The sequence below is a fragment of the Phytohabitans aurantiacus genome (assembly GCF_027923225.1).
In the GTDB taxonomy this organism is placed as follows: Bacteria; Actinomycetota; Actinomycetes; order Mycobacteriales; family Micromonosporaceae; genus Phytohabitans; species Phytohabitans aurantiacus.
The window spans coordinates 59,698-78,297 of sequence record NZ_BSDI01000029.1 but is presented as its reverse complement, the minus strand read 5'-3'; the positions used below and the strand labels follow the sequence as shown (position 1 = coordinate 78,297).

Below are 18,600 nucleotides of genomic sequence, written 5' to 3'. Positions count from 1 at the left end.
AAGGCTCGTTTACTACGCTTCCGACACCACTGCCGTGATCTCAGCGTCGGTTAGCGCACCCTGCCAAACTCGGACGCGGTCGATCGCACCAGCGACCGCGTTGCCGCTGTCAGCCCGACCGAGGCGGAGCGGCCCACCGGCCGCCCAGGACGGTGGCGCAGTGGCATCGGCGACGAACTGGCCGTTGACGTACAGCCGGATTTTCGCCTTGTCCGCGTCATACACACCGGTCAGGTGAACCCAGGTGTCCAGAGTCGGCGTTCCGGACCACTTCGCGGTCGAATACGTCGGCGCCGGGTTGAGCTGATCCGCTGACGCCGTGACCAGCGCCCAACTAGCCGGCGCGTTGTCCTGTCGTTGCAGATAGAACGCGCATCGTTGGCCGCCGCACTGCGACAGCACCGTCGGGAACGTGCTCAACGCAGTCGGCTTGACCCAAGCGGACACCGTGTATGACTGGTCGGTGCGTAGCACCGGACTACCGGTGTCCGCGAGCGCGGTCGTGCTGCCGTCCAGACAGAGGGCTTTGGAGAAGTTGATGCCTTCGCACCACTGGGCGCCGGGCGCGGCGCCAAACGTCACCGGCCGCTGGTAGCCCGACCCGTCCCCCTCCTGGCGTGGCTCCTCTTCGTCAAAGTCCTCCATATCCCACTCGCCGACCAGCACCGGCCTCAAAGGCCCATCCGTGTCCCGACGTAGGTCCCGGTCGGGCAGGATCACCCGCTGCCACACCCGCACATCGTCGATGTCGCCGGTGAAGTGATTGGTCTGCGTGCCTTGCCAATGCACACGGCCCACCTGCATCACACCTGTCGACGCCCACGACGACGTGACCGGCTTCGTGTCCTGGAGTACACCATTGACGTACAGCCGGATCTGACCTACTCCAGCGTCATAGACACCGGCCACGTGCTGCCACACACCTAACGGCGCCACAGCATCTGACTGCGCACCCACCACGACCGGCGAACCGTCCTTGGAGAACAGATAGAAGTACCAGTAGCCGTTGGCGTCGCGCTGAAGCTTGAACGGACCGTTGCTGGTCGTACCGGACTGCGACACCACCGCGCCCCACGCGCCAGTGCTCGTAGGCCGGGCCCACGCCGAAACTGAGAAACTCGTCGACGTATCCAACACCGCCGCCGCGGTGGCCACGTAGTCGTTGACACCGTCGAACCGCAAAGCACGGTTCACTCCAGTGGTCTCATGACTGCCCAGGACCCGACTGTCGACCCTGGACGCACCGTCGACCGTGGCCGACGGGCCACCATCCGCACCGGCCAACGTGTTACCTGACGGTTCGTTCATCTCCCAGGCCGCTGCGGTCCCCGACGGTGCTGCGACCACGAAGACGTACTCGTATACGTCGGAGCTGTTTCCTGCCTCATCGCGGGACTTCACGGTCAACACGTTGTCAAGGTCATGGGTCGGAGTCACCCACACCGTTACCGAGCCACCCAACGTCGGCGCAACCACCGTCATTTCAGGCCCACCGCTGACCTGATAGACGTAGTCATAGACCTCGGCTATGCCGTTCGCGCCGAACGTGAACCGGCCCGACACCCCGACCCCACCACGCGCCTGCTCGTTCGTACCCTTCGGCGGCGACTCCAGATAGAGCCCGTCAGCCGACGTCACCGACGGCATCGCCCCAGGCGGCGTACCATCGACATCGAACTCGCACCACGGCGACCAATTGTTGGAGACGCCGCCGAGCGCGTCGCTGGTGCGCACCTGCCATCGCAACCGGTCGCCTCCGACGACGCCGGACGGGACCAGGACCTCGGCCTTCGCACCATGCGCCACGCCCGAATCGGTCTTCGGCCAACCCGACATGCCAACCCAGGTAGACCCGTTCCACTTCTGCAGCGCGAACGAGCCCGACAGCGACCCGCTACCCGTGCCGTCCGGGTCCGTCAACGTCGCCTTGAGCCACGGCGTCGCTGACCGCACCAACGGACGCGCCGCACCTGTCACACACGCCTGCGCCGGAGCGGAGAAACCGGCGTGCGTCGCCAACTGCGCGGCGGTCGCCGTGTTCGGCGGCGAGTTGTACTCCACCGTCAACTTCGTCGCCGAAGGACTGAACTTCTTCCACCACCCCTCAGTGGACTCCCCCGAGCCGTCAGACTTCCGCGCCGACAGCGCCAGCGTGTAGTTTCCTTGACCCGCCGCATCCTCGATGTCGTTCTTCAACGCCTCCGCGGCGAACTCCATCGGCATATCCCGCTGCGGATCATTCGGGCACGCTCCGCCACCCGAGGGCTTGTGCGCATTGCCATATCGTTGCTCAAGCCACAGCTGAAGATTCGGCCCATCCCAGGTCTGCTTGCCAGAGGAGCCAAGGTCCGCCGTCCGGTACAGATTCACCGGCGTGGCGGCGCACGACCACGAATGCGTCAACGTGGTCAGGAACTTCGCCGAACGCACCTCCTTCCCGGCAAGACCAGCCAGATTGAACGCGAAGAACGACCGATAGTTGCCGCTGCCATCCGGGCTATTGCCGACCCGCGCCACGCCATCGTCATTGGTCGCGTTGGCCGAACTGGCATAACCCCACCACAGCTTGTTAATCGTCGTTGACGGGTCGATCACCACGGGATAGGTCGTTTCGGAGCCGCGCAGCAGATCCGCATCCGGCAAAATCACCAGATCGCTACCCTCAACCGTGGTGGAAAGCTCCGCCTTCCGGGACAAGTCAGGCGCCGACCGCAGCACGGCCTCATCGTCCTCCGTACCGGTAGCCCGAGCCGACCCGCCGGTGGCCTCGGCCGTCGCGACGCCTGAGGCGTCCCACATCAGTGCCTCACCAGCGGACACGGCCACCGTTCCAGCACCGTCCACCACCTCGAAGCCGCCCTCAGCCCGACCACGCACCGTCAAGCCAGACGCCGACAAGCCAAAGCTCAGCCGATCCAGAGCCGAGTTCTGCGCCGCCTCCCTGCTATGCACCACCAGCACCCAAGACAAGCCATCCGCCAGAGCCCGTACCCGCAAGTCGACCCCCGGCAGCACCTGGCGGTAGATCGCCGTATCCCCATCCAACTCAGGCGGCGGCAACGCCGCCGGCCATGAGAAGCTCAACTGGCCGCCGGCGATCGGCCAAGTCGCCAACGGCCCGGCACCCCCGGATGAGAACCGCACATCCGCGAGCGTCGCCACCGGAGCGACCACTCCCGTCTCGCTCAATCGCAGCCCCGTGTCGACCTGCCGCCACACACCGCCAACCCGGTTCGTCCATCGGGGAGCCGCGTAAGCCTCGTAGACCAACGTGCCATCCGGCGTCGCGAACACACGGGCGGCCTCGGACCGCGTGCCCGCAACCTCCACCGACCGCCCACTATCTTTCGCTGCCGCCAATGCCTGGCTCTCCGGCGTGTCGCGAACCTCAACAGGATCCGGAATCGCAAGCGGCACAGGCGCCGCCTGCCCCACTGCCGCAATCCCCAGTACCGCGAGTAAGACCGCCGCACCCGTCGCACCAGCCGCCTGCCGCCACATCCGCGCCCCCGCCCCGCACAATGATCAAAGCAGCACGGACAGTAAGGAACCCAGCAGCTCCCTGTCAATGTCTCAATGAATTCCTACACACCGTTACGGCCCATGGGCGCCTGGCCAGCGCAAGAGGCAAAGTGGACATTACAGAGTGGAGCCAGCGACGGATCATCCACAATAGACGACGACCATTCCGGCGAACCGCCAGACACTGTGCCCGCCACCCGAAGCCACCCAAAGAGGTGAAGCTACGCATCAGCCGCGCGCCGTCCCACCACCAAGGCCCGGCATCAGATACGTCGGGTACGGCGGGATGCTGGTTAGCCACCAATGCGCTGACGGTCTACGTCGGCGGCTAACCTCACGCCATGGATCCAGCGACAGGGGCGGTCCCCACGGGGCCACCTGACCCCATCGGCATCCGTCGTCGGGTCGCACGCGGGCGGCGTTTAGTCATATCCCTCGACGAACCCGCGGGAATGTCGGCGATCACGGCCACCGCACGGACCTTGCGGACGATGCTCCCGCCCGACATGCACGTCATCGCCTCGTCGTCGGTGGCGGGTCGAGGTCCGATCCTCACCGTGCTCCAACTCGTCACCGATTCGGAAGCTGCAACCCTGCGCCCGGCCCTTGAGCACCTCATCGCCGAGTTCCGCCAACTGGCCCGCGCGCTCGTCGATCAGCTACCGGTCGCACCCTCACCGGCGTCTGACATCGACTGGAGCTACCCGAAGACTGTCCAGCTCAACGACACGACCTGGTACACGAGCCCACATGGCGAACACTGCCGGTTCGAAGATCCCGCCAGCGGCGTGGTCGTCGAGGCGAACCTGCACGCTCCGGACACCATCGATCCGTACTTCCTGTTGGTGTACGCCGAGACTTCCGGCCGCCACAGCGCGATCCTCGATGCGTGCACAGAGGGCTTCCACGACATGTGCCGACTGCTCGACCTCGCTGGAATCATCTGACCGGCATCGCCTCGGCCCGCTCGCGACCGATCCGCACGTTGCGTGCCGCCCTTCGGTCGATCGGGAGGCCGCGAGTCCGTGCGTCCGTGACGACCCGGACAGAGCCAGCGGTCAGGTTCCGAACAACCCGAGGTCTTCGAGGCTGGTCGCGAGTGGATGCGGTTGGCCGGTGAGCGCGGCCAGGGCTGTGGCGACGGCCTGCAGGTCGGCCTTGATGTAGGTCGTGGTGGCCGGGCCGGTCTTGTCGGTGTGCCCGGCGTAGGCGCGGGCGATCCCGTAGCCGAAGTTACGCTCCACCCAGGTCAGCGTGGTGTGCTGCAGCCAGTGGGTCGAGATGCCCTGAGCAGCGACCCACGGCAGCCGATCCCCGATCCGCTTCCACAGGTGGTCGTAGCGCCGCGACGTCAACGCACGACCGTCGCGGTAGCGCAGCAACTGATCCGTGGGCACGACGGCACCGTGGTTGTCGGCATGGTCGACCAGATGGGCAGCCAGGTCGAGGCTGATCGGCTGCCACCGCAGCGTCTCGCCCTTCTCGCGCAGCCGCACGAGCCCGCGTACCGGGTCAAGATCCATCCGGCGCAACGCGAGCGCGCCCCCACGCCGACAGGCCGTCTCGATGTGCAGGCGCAACAGCAACGCATCAAGGATCGCATCGTTACCACTGGTCCGCGCCACCTCGTTGATCTCGGCCAACTCCCGCAGTGTCAACGCCCGGCGGACGCTGGGCAGCCGACGCGGCTTGCCGATCTGATGCGCCGGGCTCGCCGAAGCATCGATCAACCCATCGGCGACCGCCCGAACGAAGAACGCACGCGCGGCCGCGATCACATGCTCGCCCGCGTGCCGGCCGCCGCGACCATTGCGCCGTGCCACCGCCGTGGCCACCGCTTCGCGCTGCAGCGCCTCGATATCGGTAGCCGAGATCGCGTCCAGGCGTCGATGGCCCCACAGCGCCACCATCCGCGCCCAATAGTTGCCGTAGGTGCGCCGGGCACTGAGCCCGGCCGCGGCGATCACCCGTGGCAGATACTCCCCGACCGTAGGCATCTGCACTCCGATGCTCTCGGCGGCCCGTAGGTCGGCAACGGTCACACCCAGCTGCGCCAGCAACCTGCGGGCCTGCGCGACGCGCTCCGGATCAGCCATCGTCGTGGTGCTCCGGCCGCGGGCCGTAATACTCGGCCAGCAGGCCAGCGATCAGCGCCGGCGGGTGCACAAGCAACAGATCCCGCGTGGGCACAGCGACCAGCACCACCCGCGCCTCCAGGTCGAGACCGGCCAGCATCCGCGCCGAAATCGGCAACGTCAGTTCGCCGCGGCCGCCCACCGCCTGCCGACCCGCCGCACACGAGGCGATCACCACGACGTCCATGCCAACTCGCACATCGACGCGATGTCCCGGCGACCACGCCAACGCTGTCAGCACCGAGCGCGAGCAGAACCGACCAGAGGCATCCAGGCACACCACGTCGAGAAGCAACGGCTCAGACCGGGCGTCGGCCGGCCCGAGCCTGGGGAGCTTCGGCACCACCAGCGGAACTGCCGGCGCGGAGCGCCGCGTCAGGGGTGGAACCAACGCCCCGATCAACCGTTCGGGACGACCGGCACCCGCCTTGCCGGACGAGCCCATACCGCTCATGGTCAACCGAGCCAGGGCCCTGAACTCGGGAAACGGCAAGATCAGACGGTTCGACCGAGCGCAGCCTCAACTCGTGTCCAGCAGGAATCGGCAGCGATGTCTGATAGTCCCCGCTATGGCGGAAGTGTCCGCTTAACGCGGGATTCCACCGAAATTGGTGTCCGAGGATCGACACAAACCGATACCCAACGGAAGCTGCGCCTCGCCGGCACGCTCTCCCTAACCTAATACAGAATCTACCTGGGCAAACGCCCTCTCACCATCGCTAGCACGAGTGACAGCAAGGGCCGCCGGGCCAGATGACTCGGCGGCCCTTCCCTGTGGCAGCTCGGTGCACGACCACTCCACCGCCTACCGTCCAATCTGGACGATGAACTTGCACTCACCGCCCACGGTCCGGCAGCACAAGCAAGGTAACCGAAGCCCAAAGCCGCGCCGCCTGCATAGCCACCGACAGATAGGTGTTCGAACCTGCCCGGCCAAGCCGCGCGGATAACGGCACCACCAACAACCTCCAACGAAACCGCCGGCACAGCCACGGAGCTCAGGTGGCCAACGTCTGGCCAGCCGCCACGACGGTCCGTGCGGCAGCCAGTACGCCGACGACACAACGATCCGCTCCTCACTTTCTGTGACGAGCGGATCGGCGGCAAATGAGGATGCCAAGATCACTCGTTCAGGCGTAGTCAATACGCATCAATCGCCCCGCGCGACCAGGCGCGGAAGATGAGGGTAGCGAGAACGAACACCAAAGACTGGCAGAGCAGGACACAATCCTCGTATGAGGCGCAAACATCCGCCGCTCGGGAGTTCCCCGCCGTACTACGCACTGCAACCAAATTGGAGGTCTTCCGGGTGAACGGCCTGTATTGAATCGCCGTCCAAGTTGGCTTTGGGAACTCCTCTGGGATTAGGGCAGCCCGGCCAGCACTGCCGCGCCAACTTCAGGCGCCGTCAGGTATCGCTGTACATCGTGTGCGGCGATGCCATTGTTGATACCAACGTCGGTAACTCGGTCGCCGAAGACGTCTCGTAGTCGAGGTTGGAGGGCGACGATGTCGCCGTCGTCGGTGACGTTGACCCATCGCCGTACTGAGCCGGGCCAGAAACCTTTGAGCCCATGGTCGCGCTGAGGGGCGGGCGTAAGACGGTGCAGAATCACGTGCGGCACCCCAAGAGGCGAGCCTAACGTCACGAAATCCGTTACCGCCCAGTCTGGGTGCGCACATAGCGCCTCGTATGCCACCACGGAACCCAATGAGTGGGCCACCACCACCCGGGTGTCCGATCTTACCACAGAGGCGAATCGGCGCTGAATGGCAGCGCGGACGTCGGACTGAGTAAAGTATAAGGTTACCTGCTTGAGCCACCACACCAGCATCCGTTCAGATACATGAGCAAAGAATCGGCTGTTGGCGAGCGCTAGAAGCGCAGCCCGTGCGGTGGCGCGGGCGCTCAGCAAGCGGCCGTCGGGGGGCGGAACACCCGGATCCGACCGAGCGGCCGCCTCCCACCATGCCAGCAGTAACTGCACCTCCAAGGGATCGTCTACATCCTCTGCGGCGAGGAACGGCAAGTCATCGCCAAGGAACCGGCCAGCCGGTCGGAATAGATCGCCGTAGAACACGCATTCGATGTCGCGATTGGATAGCGTTCCGGGTAGCCCGGCGGCCAGCTCGACGCCGCCGAGCAATGCCGCCGTCCACTCGTGCGCCATTCGCGGCCGACCGCCGAAAGTGTTGTTGATGCCGTGAACCATGACAACCCGAGCCATGACCACTCAATATATATATGGACTGTCAACCCAAGGAACCGGCGCCGCTGTCAGATTTGCGACTGCTACGGCGCGAGGGGTCGTGACGCCAACGTCACCGCTGTCGTGAAGTGGCAGTCGTGGACTAGCCTCAACCTGGCCATCTATGTTGGAGATCGACAACGAGATGCAGACGAGCGAGGTCGGCGGCAGGTACTTCATCGGGCTGGCTACATCGAAGCACCCGAACCATCCCGAGTTGGATGATCGACTCGAACTGGTTGACGCCGTCCGAGATGTGCGGCGGCTGTTCACCGCGGAGCTGGGCTACCAATCGGTGCCGGGCTTCGAGCCGGATCTCAACATCGACGACGTACGCCGTCTACTCGGGGAGTTCCTGACCGACGAACGTCGGACAGAGGCAGACACCGTCGTTCTCTACTACACAGGGCACGGGTTGGTCGATGGCGACGAGTACCTGTTTCCGTTTCCCGAAACCACGCCGGACGTGTGGCGCACGGGGCTGCCCAGCGCCACCCTCGCCAGTTGGATCTTCCGTGGCACACAAGTCTGCAGGTTCCTCGTAATTCTGGATACGTGCTACGCGGGGGCGGCTGGCGCGGACCTGGCCAGAGAGTCGATCCGCCACCTGTCCCGGCTTGCTGGGCCAGGAAAGAGCCCCAGCGTGATAGTCATTGCGGCAGCCCGCGACCGCCAGTACGCAACGTCACGCGCTTTCACCGACGGCTTACTCCAGGCCATACGGCACCCGTCCGCTGGCGGCCACGAGCCCCAGTTCCTCCCAATCGACTCGATCATGAGAAAGGTCGACGAGACTACGCCCGACTGGCAGCACGTCACCGTGTTTCGCACGGGCGAGCCGGGCGGGGTTGACGAACTCCTTCCGAACCCGCGGTTCAGCCCACACGGTCGTGACCTCGATCTACGCACCCGCGACGCCCTCCAGGAGAAGCTGCGGGAGACAGAGCTGGACAGCCACGTCTGGCCGCGCGCGCAAGGCCTTGATATGCCGATGGATGATCGGTGGCTGTTCACCGGACGGGACGCGGCGATGTCGTACATATGCCGGTGGCTGGTTGAAGGAAACGGAAGCTCGCTAGTTGTTACCGGTGGTCCCGGCTCAGGCAAATCCTCCCTACTGGCTCGGCTGTTCGTGCTATCGGACCCGGTGTATCGCAAGCGTATCCCCGGGTCAGATGAGATGTCTGCCCAGGCGATCCCGCCAGATGGCAGCATTCGGCGGTTCATCCATGCTCGCAGCAAGACAGCGGAGGAGGTTCTAGCTGGTTTGGCCGAGGCGGTGCAGGCCACAGCAAACTCAATTGTCGAGCTTCTTACCATCATGAAGCGGCGCAGCGGTCCGCCTACTACGGTAATCGTAGACGCGGTGGACGAAGGAAGCGATCCGGCCACACTGGTGCACGAGATCCTCGCTCCGATTGCACGCAATGGCCCTCAATGCGGGCTGCGCCTTCTCGTCGGGACTCGCGCGCACCTCCTGCCGGAACTCATCTGCCCTTCGATCGACATCGACAGTGAAGAGTTCGCAGATCCCGCGAGCGTACGGCTGTACGCCCGACGCTGCCTGCTGGAGATCGTTCCGACCAGTCCGTACCGCCAGGCTCCTGCTACGGTTACGTCAGCGGTGGCCGAAGCCATCGGAACTGCTTCTGGCAAATCGTTCTTGGTTGCGCTGATAACTTCTCGTAGCCTCGCATTGCGGTCGTCTGTTGTTGCCGAACCCTACGACCCAAGGTGGCGCGCGGACTTGCCGAAGAAGGCGGCCGTCGCCATGGAACGCGACATCAACGAACGGCTTGGCGTCCTTGCTCAGAAAGCACGCGACTTGCTGACGCCATTGGCGTACGCTGAAGGCGCAGGCCTGCCGTGGGAGAATGTCTGGGCCCGCGTGTCGTCCATGGTCTCTGGCCGATTGTGCCGCGACAACGACATCGAATGGCTAATCCGGCACGCGGGCTACTACATCATCGAGGCACAGGAAGACCATCGCTCAAGTTACCGCCTATATCACGAGGCGCTTGCCGAATATCTGCGCGGATCTGAGGGCACCGGGGGAGAGAGGGATCATCAAGAGATCCACCGGCGGTTCCTGCACGGTCTGCGCTCCACCGTGGACGGCCAAGACTGGCGCGGCGCGCACCCCTACGTACGCCGTCATCTGGCGACCCACGCGGCAAAGGCCGGCGAGGTCGACGATTACCTTCTCAACCCGCACTATCTGCCGTGCGCGGACCGGTCCCGGTTGTTGGCGGCGGCCGCCACCGCTGCTACTGCCCCAGGTCGGCGGGCCGCCCTGGCGTTCCAGCAGGCGATGCATGCCTCAATTGATGATTTCGAAACCCGAGTGGCATATCTCGAGCAGGCCGCGTGCCAGTATGAGGCGGCGGAGCTTGCGAGGAACATAAGAGTAAGTGGCCTGCAAGCGTCCTGGCGCACCCTCCACGCCGAGTGGGCACCCTCGCCCCCACACCGTGTGCTTTGCCGACTAGGCACGGCGGTGGACACGGTGGGCGTCACTATGATGGCTGGTAAGCCTTGTGTCATAGCCGGCACGAGCACCAGCGTGCTGGCCTGGGACCTGGATTCCGAGCTGCCGCTGGGAGAAGCAACCCTTCCGAAAACGCGGGCAGGTACCGGCCGGCTCGTTCCACCGACGGCCACCGACCAGGACGGCGGGCCATTCAGCTACCAATTGGGCCGGCGTCTGTACAGTGTGGGGTTCGATTCCGGCGGGCCGTGGATACGTCAGCTTCGCTGGCCCATCCCCCTGTCCTCCAGCGCGGCGACGATATGCGCCGCCGACGGCCTGTACACAGTCTTCGTGATTGGTAAGAACCGTACGCAAGCCCGCGTCCTCAACTCCGTCGGCAGCCGTACTCGAGGTGACCTCGATCTCCGCGGCCACCCGCGACTCTGGGTTGGTTCCGCTCCCGCCATCGACCATCTGGCCGTCCTGCGGTCCAAAGGGACGGACCTGCTTGTCACCGGCGATGGCCGCGGAGGCGTAGCGGCATGGAACGTCGCGACGTCGCAGCGCTTGGCCGCGTGGAGAGGCGCGGACGGACCACTAAGCTTCGTTCTCGGCTCTGAACTGGACGGTCGCCCCGTCGTGGTCACGGTTTCCCGGATCGGCGATGGCGTCGCCGACATCGAGGAGAGCGCGGACATCGCCGCAGCTCTCCGAACGGTGTCCCAGCAGGAGGCCCAGGGGCTACAAAGCGCTGTCGCACGCCGTCAGCGAGTCACGATTTATCCAATCCTGGACGCCATACCAGAGGCAGTTGCCGAGTACGAAATCGAAGAGCCGGTCTCCGCCGTCGCTGCGGCCTGCGTTGATGGCCGCTCCTTTGTGATCACCGGCAGCACGGACGGCACATTGCGAGTTCGTGACATGGCCAGCGGTCGGCTGGAATTCGCGTCGCCGCGCGGCCATGTGGGGCCGGTTACCTCACTAGCCACATTTCACACGACGACAGCCTCCGTCATCGTAAGCGGCGGTGGGGACGGGACCGTAAGGTTATGGGACCTCGGTCACCACCTTCCATCCGACGACCTCCAGACAAACGTTCAGCGGCACTGGTCGGTTGCGCTCAGCGGCACCGACGAGCGGCAACTTGTTGTAACTGGTGCCGAGGAAGTGTCGGCTCGGTTCAGCCCCCGGCTGCCTAGCCACCTGCTGAGGATCCACGCCGCCGCGACAGGCCAGGCCCAACCAACGCTCCAGCGCCCGGGTGGGCCGGTCGCGATGATCTCGACCGTCGAACACAACGATCAGCAGTTTGCGTTGACCACCGCAGCGCAGGACTGCATGGTCTACAGCTGGGACCTCACTAGGGGACTGTTAGACCAGTGGATGGCCCACACACGGCGGATCACTGCCCTAGCTGCCACGGTGATCGACGGCGAGGTCGTCGCGATCACGGCAAGCGAGGACGGCACGGTCAAGGCATGGAATCTGGCGACCGGCCTATTGCGTCGAGTTGTATGGCGAGGTCGGCGCGACTTCCCCAACGCGGTGGCCGTGGTGCCCTTACACAGCAGATGCGCCCTACTGGTCGGCACCGCAAAGGGCAACGTCGGCCTTGTGGATATAAGCACCGGGCGGTCGCTCGGCGCCTCGATCACACTCCGTCGACGGATCGAGTCAATCGCAATCGACATGTCCAGCAACCGTGCTGTTGCGCGGGTTCACGAAGGATGCGTTGCCATCACGCTGTCGAACCGCAGCGGCCTTCGCCGATGGCTCCCGGGCAGCCCGGTCATACTTACAGCCCCGGCCGCCGCCGATCTTCCAGTGGCGGCTGTGGCGGTCTCTCCACGCGGGCTATTCGCCATCGCCTCCGGTGACCGAATCATCCTCGGCGATGGCGAAACCGGCGAGATGAGACAGATTAATGTCTGGTCGACCGTCCAGTCAGTCGCGATTAGCGACGACGGGACAGTTGCCGCTGCGGCGGCCGACGGGCTAGTTGTCCTCCGTCTGGCTGATGCGAACTGGCGGCGGGAAGCTCGCGCAGGGACGCCAGCTCGTGAGCTCGTCCAAATCCTGCGAGCCCGAGGGACACTCGCTGACCTGGCCGGCCCAGACGCCCGCGAAAACAGCGGGAACCTTCCAGCCGCCGGTTTAGAAGCGTTCTCTGAAGCCCCACCGGTTACAGATCTTGAAGCGACCGACGACTCGTGGGCGGACTTGCCATTCAACGCGGTGGGGCCCTATTCTGTAGCGACTCGAATAATCGCGGGAACGTTGTTTCTCGCCTTGGCTTGGCTCTTGGTTTTCGTGCCAGTCTTAGATAGTCGAAGCAACTCCAGAGCGCGGCCGGAATATCCGGTCGTCGATCTCGTCTTCAACCTGCGGCTGATCTGCGAACCGACCTCTCCGCTGTTCGTGCCTCGCCTGCCAGTGTGCGGCCCATATTGGACGCGGAACGACTAAGTGCTATGGACGCCAAACCCCTCGCACCTGATCGCGGATTAGCGAACCTTCTTCGAACTCAAGCACTCGGCGCCGCATGGCGCTAACCAACTTTGCGTCCGTAGATGCCACCATTAGGGTAGTGCCGGTCCGATTGATTCTGTCCATTAGACGCATCAATTCGATGGTGGTGTCTGGGTCTACGGCGGAGCTGGGCTCGTCAGCCAAGATGACGAGTGGGCGGTTCGCAAAGGAACGCGCGACGGCGACCCGCTGCTGCTCGCCAGCAGACAGTTCGTGTGGGTAGCGGTTTTCTTTCATGCCCAATCCCACTAGCTCTAGGATTTCTGGGACAACTCGACGACAGACGGCCTCCGTCTTGCCGATGACTCGAAGCGCGTGGGCGACATTCTCATACACGGTATGACGCGCAATAAGCAGCGGCCTTTGTGGAACGTAGCCAATCGAGCGACGGAAATGGGGCTCCTTCCACCTAGGAAGACTTTCAAGGTTCCGGCCGTTCACCGTTACTGTGCCCAACGTTGGACGGACTTCTTTCAGAACTAGCTTTAACAATGTCGACTTCCCCGAACCGGCTTCACCTACGACGAAGACAAACTCGCCCTTCTCGATTGTCGCGGTGACCTGATGAAGCGCAGGACGGCGTGCTCCCTGATAAACCTTCGTGACCTGCGTCAGGGTAATCACGAGGTCAATCTACCCGTCGTCCAGGTCTGTTGCCATGGAACGAACGCCGGGAGCTACCAAAGGGCGCCCAGCTGATGGGGTCGGCTACGCCCAGCTCCGCCGGGAGAGCGTCGCCGCTCATGCGCCAGAAGCCGGACTGCCAGGTTGGACGGGCGGAAGACGAAGCTCGAGATGAACGCGATTGGGATCAGGGCCGGTGGGATGAACCGCGACGCGTAGGCCGGTCGGACACACTGTTCTCGGCATGTTAGAGCGGCGTGGCCGTGTTTGCGGATGCCGACCACGCCGCGAACAAGATCATATCTTTCACAAGTCCCGACTCAACATCAGCAACGCCGCCATGAGCTCTACGGTTCGGCAACACTCGCCGTTGCTGAACTGGCCCCAAGATCAGCCGGCCGAGCAACGAATCGGCTGCAGCGTCCCACTTCCCGCTACCGGACGATCTGGCAACCGGCGGGTGTCGCTGTCGGTCTGGGTGGCGCCCGCTTGCTCGGCCGTATCGCGGCGTGCCGTGCGGTCGTTGCGAGACCGGACCGCATAACCGCGCTGACAGCACCCGGCTGGGTCGAGCGTGCCGCCGCCGGCGCCATCGATCGGCTCGGGTGCTGCTGCGGGATCCCGGGGCATCCCGGCCACTCCGGACCACACCCGCCCGAATACGCCGAGCGCGCGCAGCCAAAGCACCCCGACCCTGATGAGCGCGATCCCGAGGCCGATGAGCGATTCGCCGGCCAGCTCTTCACCGCGGCGCAGCAAGGTCACCCCGCCGCAGGTTGGCGTGGAGCACGGGGCATCGGAGTAACGGCACCGATCATTTCGCGTCCCTTGGTGGTTCTGATGCTCCCGTCGTTGATGACTGCCGCTGCTACGGCTCCTGATGATCTGTTCACGGTCTGGGTGGACGGGTCGGCGGCTGGCCGGTCGCGGGTGCGTGGCAGGCCGTCCAGCGGGGCGGTGGGTGAGGTGAGGTTCGCGTTCTACGGGCGGATTTCGACGGAGGGCTATCAGGATCCGGTGTCGTCGCGGCGGTGGCAGTTCGAGATCGCGGAGTTCCTGATCCATGGTCATGGTCGGATCGGTGTCGAGTTCTTCGACGTCGGGTACTCGCGCAGCCTGTCCTGGCATGACCGGCCTGCGGCCGCGCAGTTGCTGGCCGAGGCGCTGCGGCCGGATCGCCGCTTCGACGCGGTGGTGATCGGGGAGTACGAGCGGGCGTTCGCCGGTCGGCAAGCGTTGCAGGTCCTGCCTTACCTGCAGGCGCAGGGGTGACGGTGTGGTTGCCGGAGTTCGGTGGCCCGGTGGATCTGGACGATCCGACGCATCGGCCGTTGTTCCTGCTGTTGGGGCATCAGTCCGAGCGTGAGGTGTTGCGAGCCCGGCGGCGAACCATCCGGGCGATGCGCACTCAGGTCCGCGAGCAGGGCCGGCATCTCGGTGGCCGGCCGCCGTACGGTTATCGGCTGGTGGATGCGGGTCCGCATCCGAACCGGGTCCACGCTCGATGGGGACGCCGTCTGCACCGGTTGGATGCCGATCCGGTCACTGCGCCGTACGTGCGGTGGATCTTCGCCCGCCGGCTGTCCGGCGACGGTGTCGCGGGGATCGCCCGGGCGCTCAACGGACGGAAGGTGCCGTCGCCGTCGGCTCACGATCCCGACCGCAACCGCCACCGGGCCGGTACGCAGTGGACGTTGCGGACGGTAGCGGAGATCCTCGGCAACCCCCGGTACACAGGTGCATCGGTCTCAGACGACCGCGTTGGCGGTGCCATTTTGAAGGACCTGGTTCGCCGACTGTGCCATCCATTCGGAGTCAGAGGTCATCGCCGCGAGTAGGGCGCTACGTTCCCGTTCGCCGAGACGGCTCGCATCCCACGCCGGCATGCGTCCGGCGGCCGGCATTTCGAGAAAATCGATGACTCGGGTCGCAGCCGGGTCGTTGAGCTCGGCGATCGCGGCTTGGGCTTGTGCGGCCAACAGTGCCAGGTCTAGGCCGGCCGCGACGGCGAGAGCCCTGAGCCATTCGGTGCGTGTCGGCGCCTGGCCGGGGGCAAAGGCCGCGCGGATTCCGCCAATCGTGACCTTTGGCAAATATACAAGGCTAAACAGGCAGGCAAGTTCAGGCAGCCGCCACCGCTGTTGTGCCGAGAGCTCGACGCCGGGTTCCGCAAACTGTGCCGCAGATTCCAGCAGCGGCATCTGCCGTTCGTCCCAGGCAAGTCCGGGTAACGCGTCTGCGACCATGGCATTGATCGTCTTCCGCCACGATGGCGTCGGCACGTCGTAGCCGGCGTCCTCCAAGGCTTGTACGAGATCGGAATAGGTTTCGAAGGTGGCCAGCTCGGCGAGCTCGTGAACGCGGTTCACCATGTCACTGCCCAGAGCCTTTAGATGGGGGATCGACGCTGCCGCGACCTGGAGATGTCCTGGTAGCGAGCGCTCGAATGCATCCAGATCCAGGTGCACGTCCGTAGCCACGTCCGAGATGCGGCGGGTTGGTAGAGGGCGTTGCAACGCCGCACGGACGTTCGCCACCTGCGGCGGGCACAGGGCGGTTCCGTCGACGGCGGCGTCCGACAGAGCCACCAGCGCCGTGACGATCACCCGTTGCTGGTCATCCGTGCATAGCCTTTCAAGCGCCTGCTCGCGTGTTGTGCGCAGTGCCGTAGGCAGCGATAGCTCGGCCAAGGCCACCGTGCAACGCCAGCCGGATGCCGCGGCGTCCGGATCGAGGTGACGGTGCTGCGCCGCGGCATCGGCTAGCAGGGTCACCAGGACATGCAGCTGGTCGTTGCTGGTGTCGACGGCACGGCGCAGCACGTTTGCCGCCAGTAGAGCTCGCGTCGCGAAGCCAGGCTCGCGCTCGTCGCGCAGCAGTATGTTCAGCACCTTCGGATGTAGCTCTGCCGCAAGCGCCAAGGTGACGCCGCGGTCGAGGTCCCCGACCGCCGTGTTCACCCACTCCTGTAGCGGCGTGTCGGCGAGCCATTGCACGGCCATCGCGGCGGCAAGTTCGGCGAATACTCGGCTGCGCGGCCGCACGGTGCCGTCGCCCGCATCGACGAACACGCCCAAGTGCTGGTCCCAGAACTGCAGGATGTGCGTGGTGAGTTCGCCCGCGGGTCCCACGGCGCGGATATCCCACTGGTTGGCGAGCATGGCGGCAATAGCCTGTCGCACCTGGACCCGGCTAGCGGCTCCTGAGTCCATTAGCCGGGAACCGATGGCGGTGAATCCGTCGATAAGTTGCTGCGCGGTGGGCAGGCCGGGCCGGGTAGCGATACTTCCGCCACGGTGATGCTCCCAGTCCCGCACACTTTCTTGCACTGCCGTTTTCAGCAGCTGGGCCTGGCCGTGCGTGACCGGTATGGTTGCTGACTTCGCCACGACCAAGGTCATCATGGTGGCCAACAGTGGCACGTCGGCGATGTCGGGGTGGGCCTGCCGGGCAGCGTCGAGCCACGACCGGCGTAGCTCGACCCACCGCTCACGGTTCGTCTCATCGAGCGGGTGGGTGTCGGCGACGTGCTGCAGCAGTCGGTGCATCACCGTGCCGAGCTTGTCGGGCGTCACCAACGCCACTTGGGCCAGTCCCAACTTTCGGGCAGCCGCAAGGCCGCTGTCACGGGTGCTGAGCACGATACCGAGTCCGGCCGGTAGTTCGACCAGCATCCGCTGTAGCCCGTCGGCTATCCAGGTCCGCCGCGGTCCGCACTCGTCGAACCCGTCGAGCAGCAGCACCGCGTGACCGGTATGGCATGCACGTTCCAACGACGCCATTAAGACCTTGCGATGTTCCACCGGCGCGTATTGAGCCGCGACCTCGCACAGCAGGCCCAGCGTCACGTCGCTGGCCCGCCCACAACGGCCTGCAACGACGGGCAGGGACACCTGTACGGGCAGGGCCGCGGTGGGCGTCTTTGCCCACCGGGCGGCCAGCTGACTTAGGGCAGTACTCTTACCCATGCCGGGCAGGCCCGCGAGCAACAGCCTCGGCCAGCGCCGCGTCATCGCCAGCAATGACACTCGCTCACGGCGCCGTCCACCGCCCTCGACGGCGACCCGTAATCCGTCGGCAAGGTCGGCAACGATCAGCTCGGGCAGCTCCTCGGACAGCAACGACATGCTGACGCGGCCCTCCTCGGCGCCTAGCCAGTCCCGGTAGGCGCACAGCGCCAGGTGGCGGGCGTTCGCCGCGGCACCGGCCGCGCCTTCACCGTCGGCGAAGACCTCGATGGGAGTCTCCCGTAGAACCTTCACCCAGTCATCCAGGTTGCTGGCGAACGCAGTGCTGGCCTGAGTGTGGAAGTACTCTGCCAATGCCTTGACGGCAGCACGGCCATGACCTTTTGCGACCACCGAACCCTGTAAGAGCGCGACGCCGAGATCGAAGTCGATGTCACCGGCTTTGACGACATTGACCACGAGCACGTGCGCGGCCTCGATAATCCGCTCGCGCACCACCGGGTCGTCGGTGCACGCGTCGATCTTCCTCTCGAGCGCGGCCAGAGCCTTCTGCTCAGACCTGAGCGCAGGTGTGCCCGGGGCCTGGCGGCGCCGATCCAACGCGGTGGGCAGCTTCTTGAGGTCGCCGCGCAGTTCGGCAGTGGCCAGTACAAGCAGGTCATCAGGCGCGAGCGCGGCCGCTTGCTTCACCCATTGTTTGACTGTGGCGCCGAAATTCTGCTCGTCGTTGCCGCAGGTGTGCTTAGCGGAGATAAACATCCGGGCCCCGGCCTCGGACACACAACACAGATCGTCGGTGGCCTGTTTGGTCTCGAAGGCCAGATGCACCGGCACGAAGTTGCCGCCAAGCAGACCTTCCCCCGCGAGGCCGTACGCGGCCAAGAACACCGCAATACCGCGCCGGTGAACGCTGCCGATCTCGTTGTTGACACCACCGCGCTGCTCGGCCACCGCCGGGATACTCCCTCACCATTGCCTAGTCGGCCCTCGATTGGGCGGCGACGATACTAGCTTGTGATCGCGTGACGGCGTTGCCGTCGCGCTGATCCACAGGTCTGTAACCATGATCGCGGGCACTTACTTCGGCTACGAGAGAACGTTGA

General features: G+C 65.1%; 11 protein-coding genes. 4 read left to right on the top strand and 7 right to left on the bottom strand.

Translation table 11 applies throughout. From position 1 onward, the window contains the following. Positions 1-12 precede the first annotated feature (12 nt). Positions 13-3,501, bottom strand: coding sequence for a LamG domain-containing protein (locus QMG73_RS26080; RefSeq protein WP_281899926.1), 3,489 nt, complete (start codon positions 3,499-3,501; stop codon positions 13-15). Between the two features lie 512 nt (positions 3,502-4,013). Here QMG73_RS26080 and QMG73_RS26075 point away from each other — a divergent pair. After that, positions 4,014-4,469, top strand: coding sequence for a DUF6896 domain-containing protein (locus QMG73_RS26075; protein ID WP_281899924.1), 456 nt, complete (start codon positions 4,014-4,016; stop codon positions 4,467-4,469). A gap of 111 nt (positions 4,470-4,580) precedes the next feature. On the opposite strand, the gene QMG73_RS26070 is transcribed toward QMG73_RS26075, so the two are convergent. The 3 genes from QMG73_RS26070 to QMG73_RS26060 all read right to left on the bottom strand — a co-directional run bounded on the left by QMG73_RS26070 (position 4,581) and on the right by QMG73_RS26060 (position 7,885). Next, positions 4,581-5,618 carry a tyrosine-type recombinase/integrase gene (locus tag QMG73_RS26070; RefSeq protein WP_281899922.1) on the bottom strand — a complete coding sequence of 346 codons (1,038 nt, stop codon included), beginning with the start codon at positions 5,616-5,618 and terminating at the stop codon, positions 4,581-4,583. Further along, entirely contained in the window at positions 5,611-6,150 is a 540-nt protein-coding gene (locus QMG73_RS26065; protein WP_281899921.1) for a hypothetical protein, read from the bottom strand. The genes QMG73_RS26070 and QMG73_RS26065 overlap by 8 nt, the downstream gene beginning before the upstream one ends. 871 nt (positions 6,151-7,021) lie before the next feature. Next, a complete protein-coding gene (locus tag QMG73_RS26060) occupies positions 7,022-7,885 on the bottom strand; it encodes a hypothetical protein (RefSeq protein ID WP_281899920.1) in 864 nt (287 codons plus the stop codon). 145 nt (positions 7,886-8,030) lie between these two features. Here QMG73_RS26060 and QMG73_RS26055 point away from each other — a divergent pair, with 145 nt between their 5' ends. Continuing rightward, positions 8,031-12,842 carry a caspase family protein gene (locus QMG73_RS26055; RefSeq protein ID WP_281899918.1) on the top strand — a complete coding sequence of 1,604 codons (4,812 nt, stop codon included), beginning with the start codon at positions 8,031-8,033 and terminating at the stop codon, positions 12,840-12,842. Between the two features lie 3 nt (positions 12,843-12,845). Here QMG73_RS26055 and QMG73_RS26050 read toward each other — a convergent pair whose 3' ends face one another. Beyond that, complete coding sequence (locus tag QMG73_RS26050) at positions 12,846-13,529, bottom strand: cell division ATP-binding protein FtsE (RefSeq protein ID WP_281899917.1); 684 nt, start codon at positions 13,527-13,529, stop codon at positions 12,846-12,848. A 390-nt stretch (positions 13,530-13,919) separates the two neighbouring features. After that, positions 13,920-14,294: a hypothetical protein gene (locus QMG73_RS26045; protein ID WP_281899915.1), complete on the bottom strand. Its 375-nt coding sequence runs from the start codon at positions 14,292-14,294 to the stop codon at positions 13,920-13,922. Positions 14,295-14,384: 90 nt separating this feature from the next. Here QMG73_RS26045 and QMG73_RS26040 point away from each other — a divergent pair, with 90 nt between their 5' ends. Both QMG73_RS26040 and QMG73_RS26035 read left to right on the top strand, forming a co-directional pair. Next, entirely contained in the window at positions 14,385-14,801 is a 417-nt protein-coding gene (locus QMG73_RS26040) for a hypothetical protein (protein ID WP_281899914.1), read from the top strand. Positions 14,802-14,929: 128 nt separating this feature from the next. Next, on the top strand, positions 14,930-15,367 hold the full coding sequence (locus QMG73_RS26035; protein ID WP_281900089.1) for a recombinase family protein: 438 nt from the start codon (positions 14,930-14,932) through the stop codon (positions 15,365-15,367). On the opposite strand, the gene QMG73_RS26030 is transcribed toward QMG73_RS26035, so the two are convergent. Beyond that, the gene (locus QMG73_RS26030) at positions 15,278-18,448 is read right to left on the bottom strand and encodes an NACHT domain-containing protein (protein WP_281899913.1); all 3,171 of its coding nucleotides are present in this window, start codon (positions 18,446-18,448) and stop codon (positions 15,278-15,280) included. The genes QMG73_RS26035 and QMG73_RS26030 overlap by 90 nt on opposite strands. Positions 18,449-18,600 lie beyond the last annotated feature (152 nt).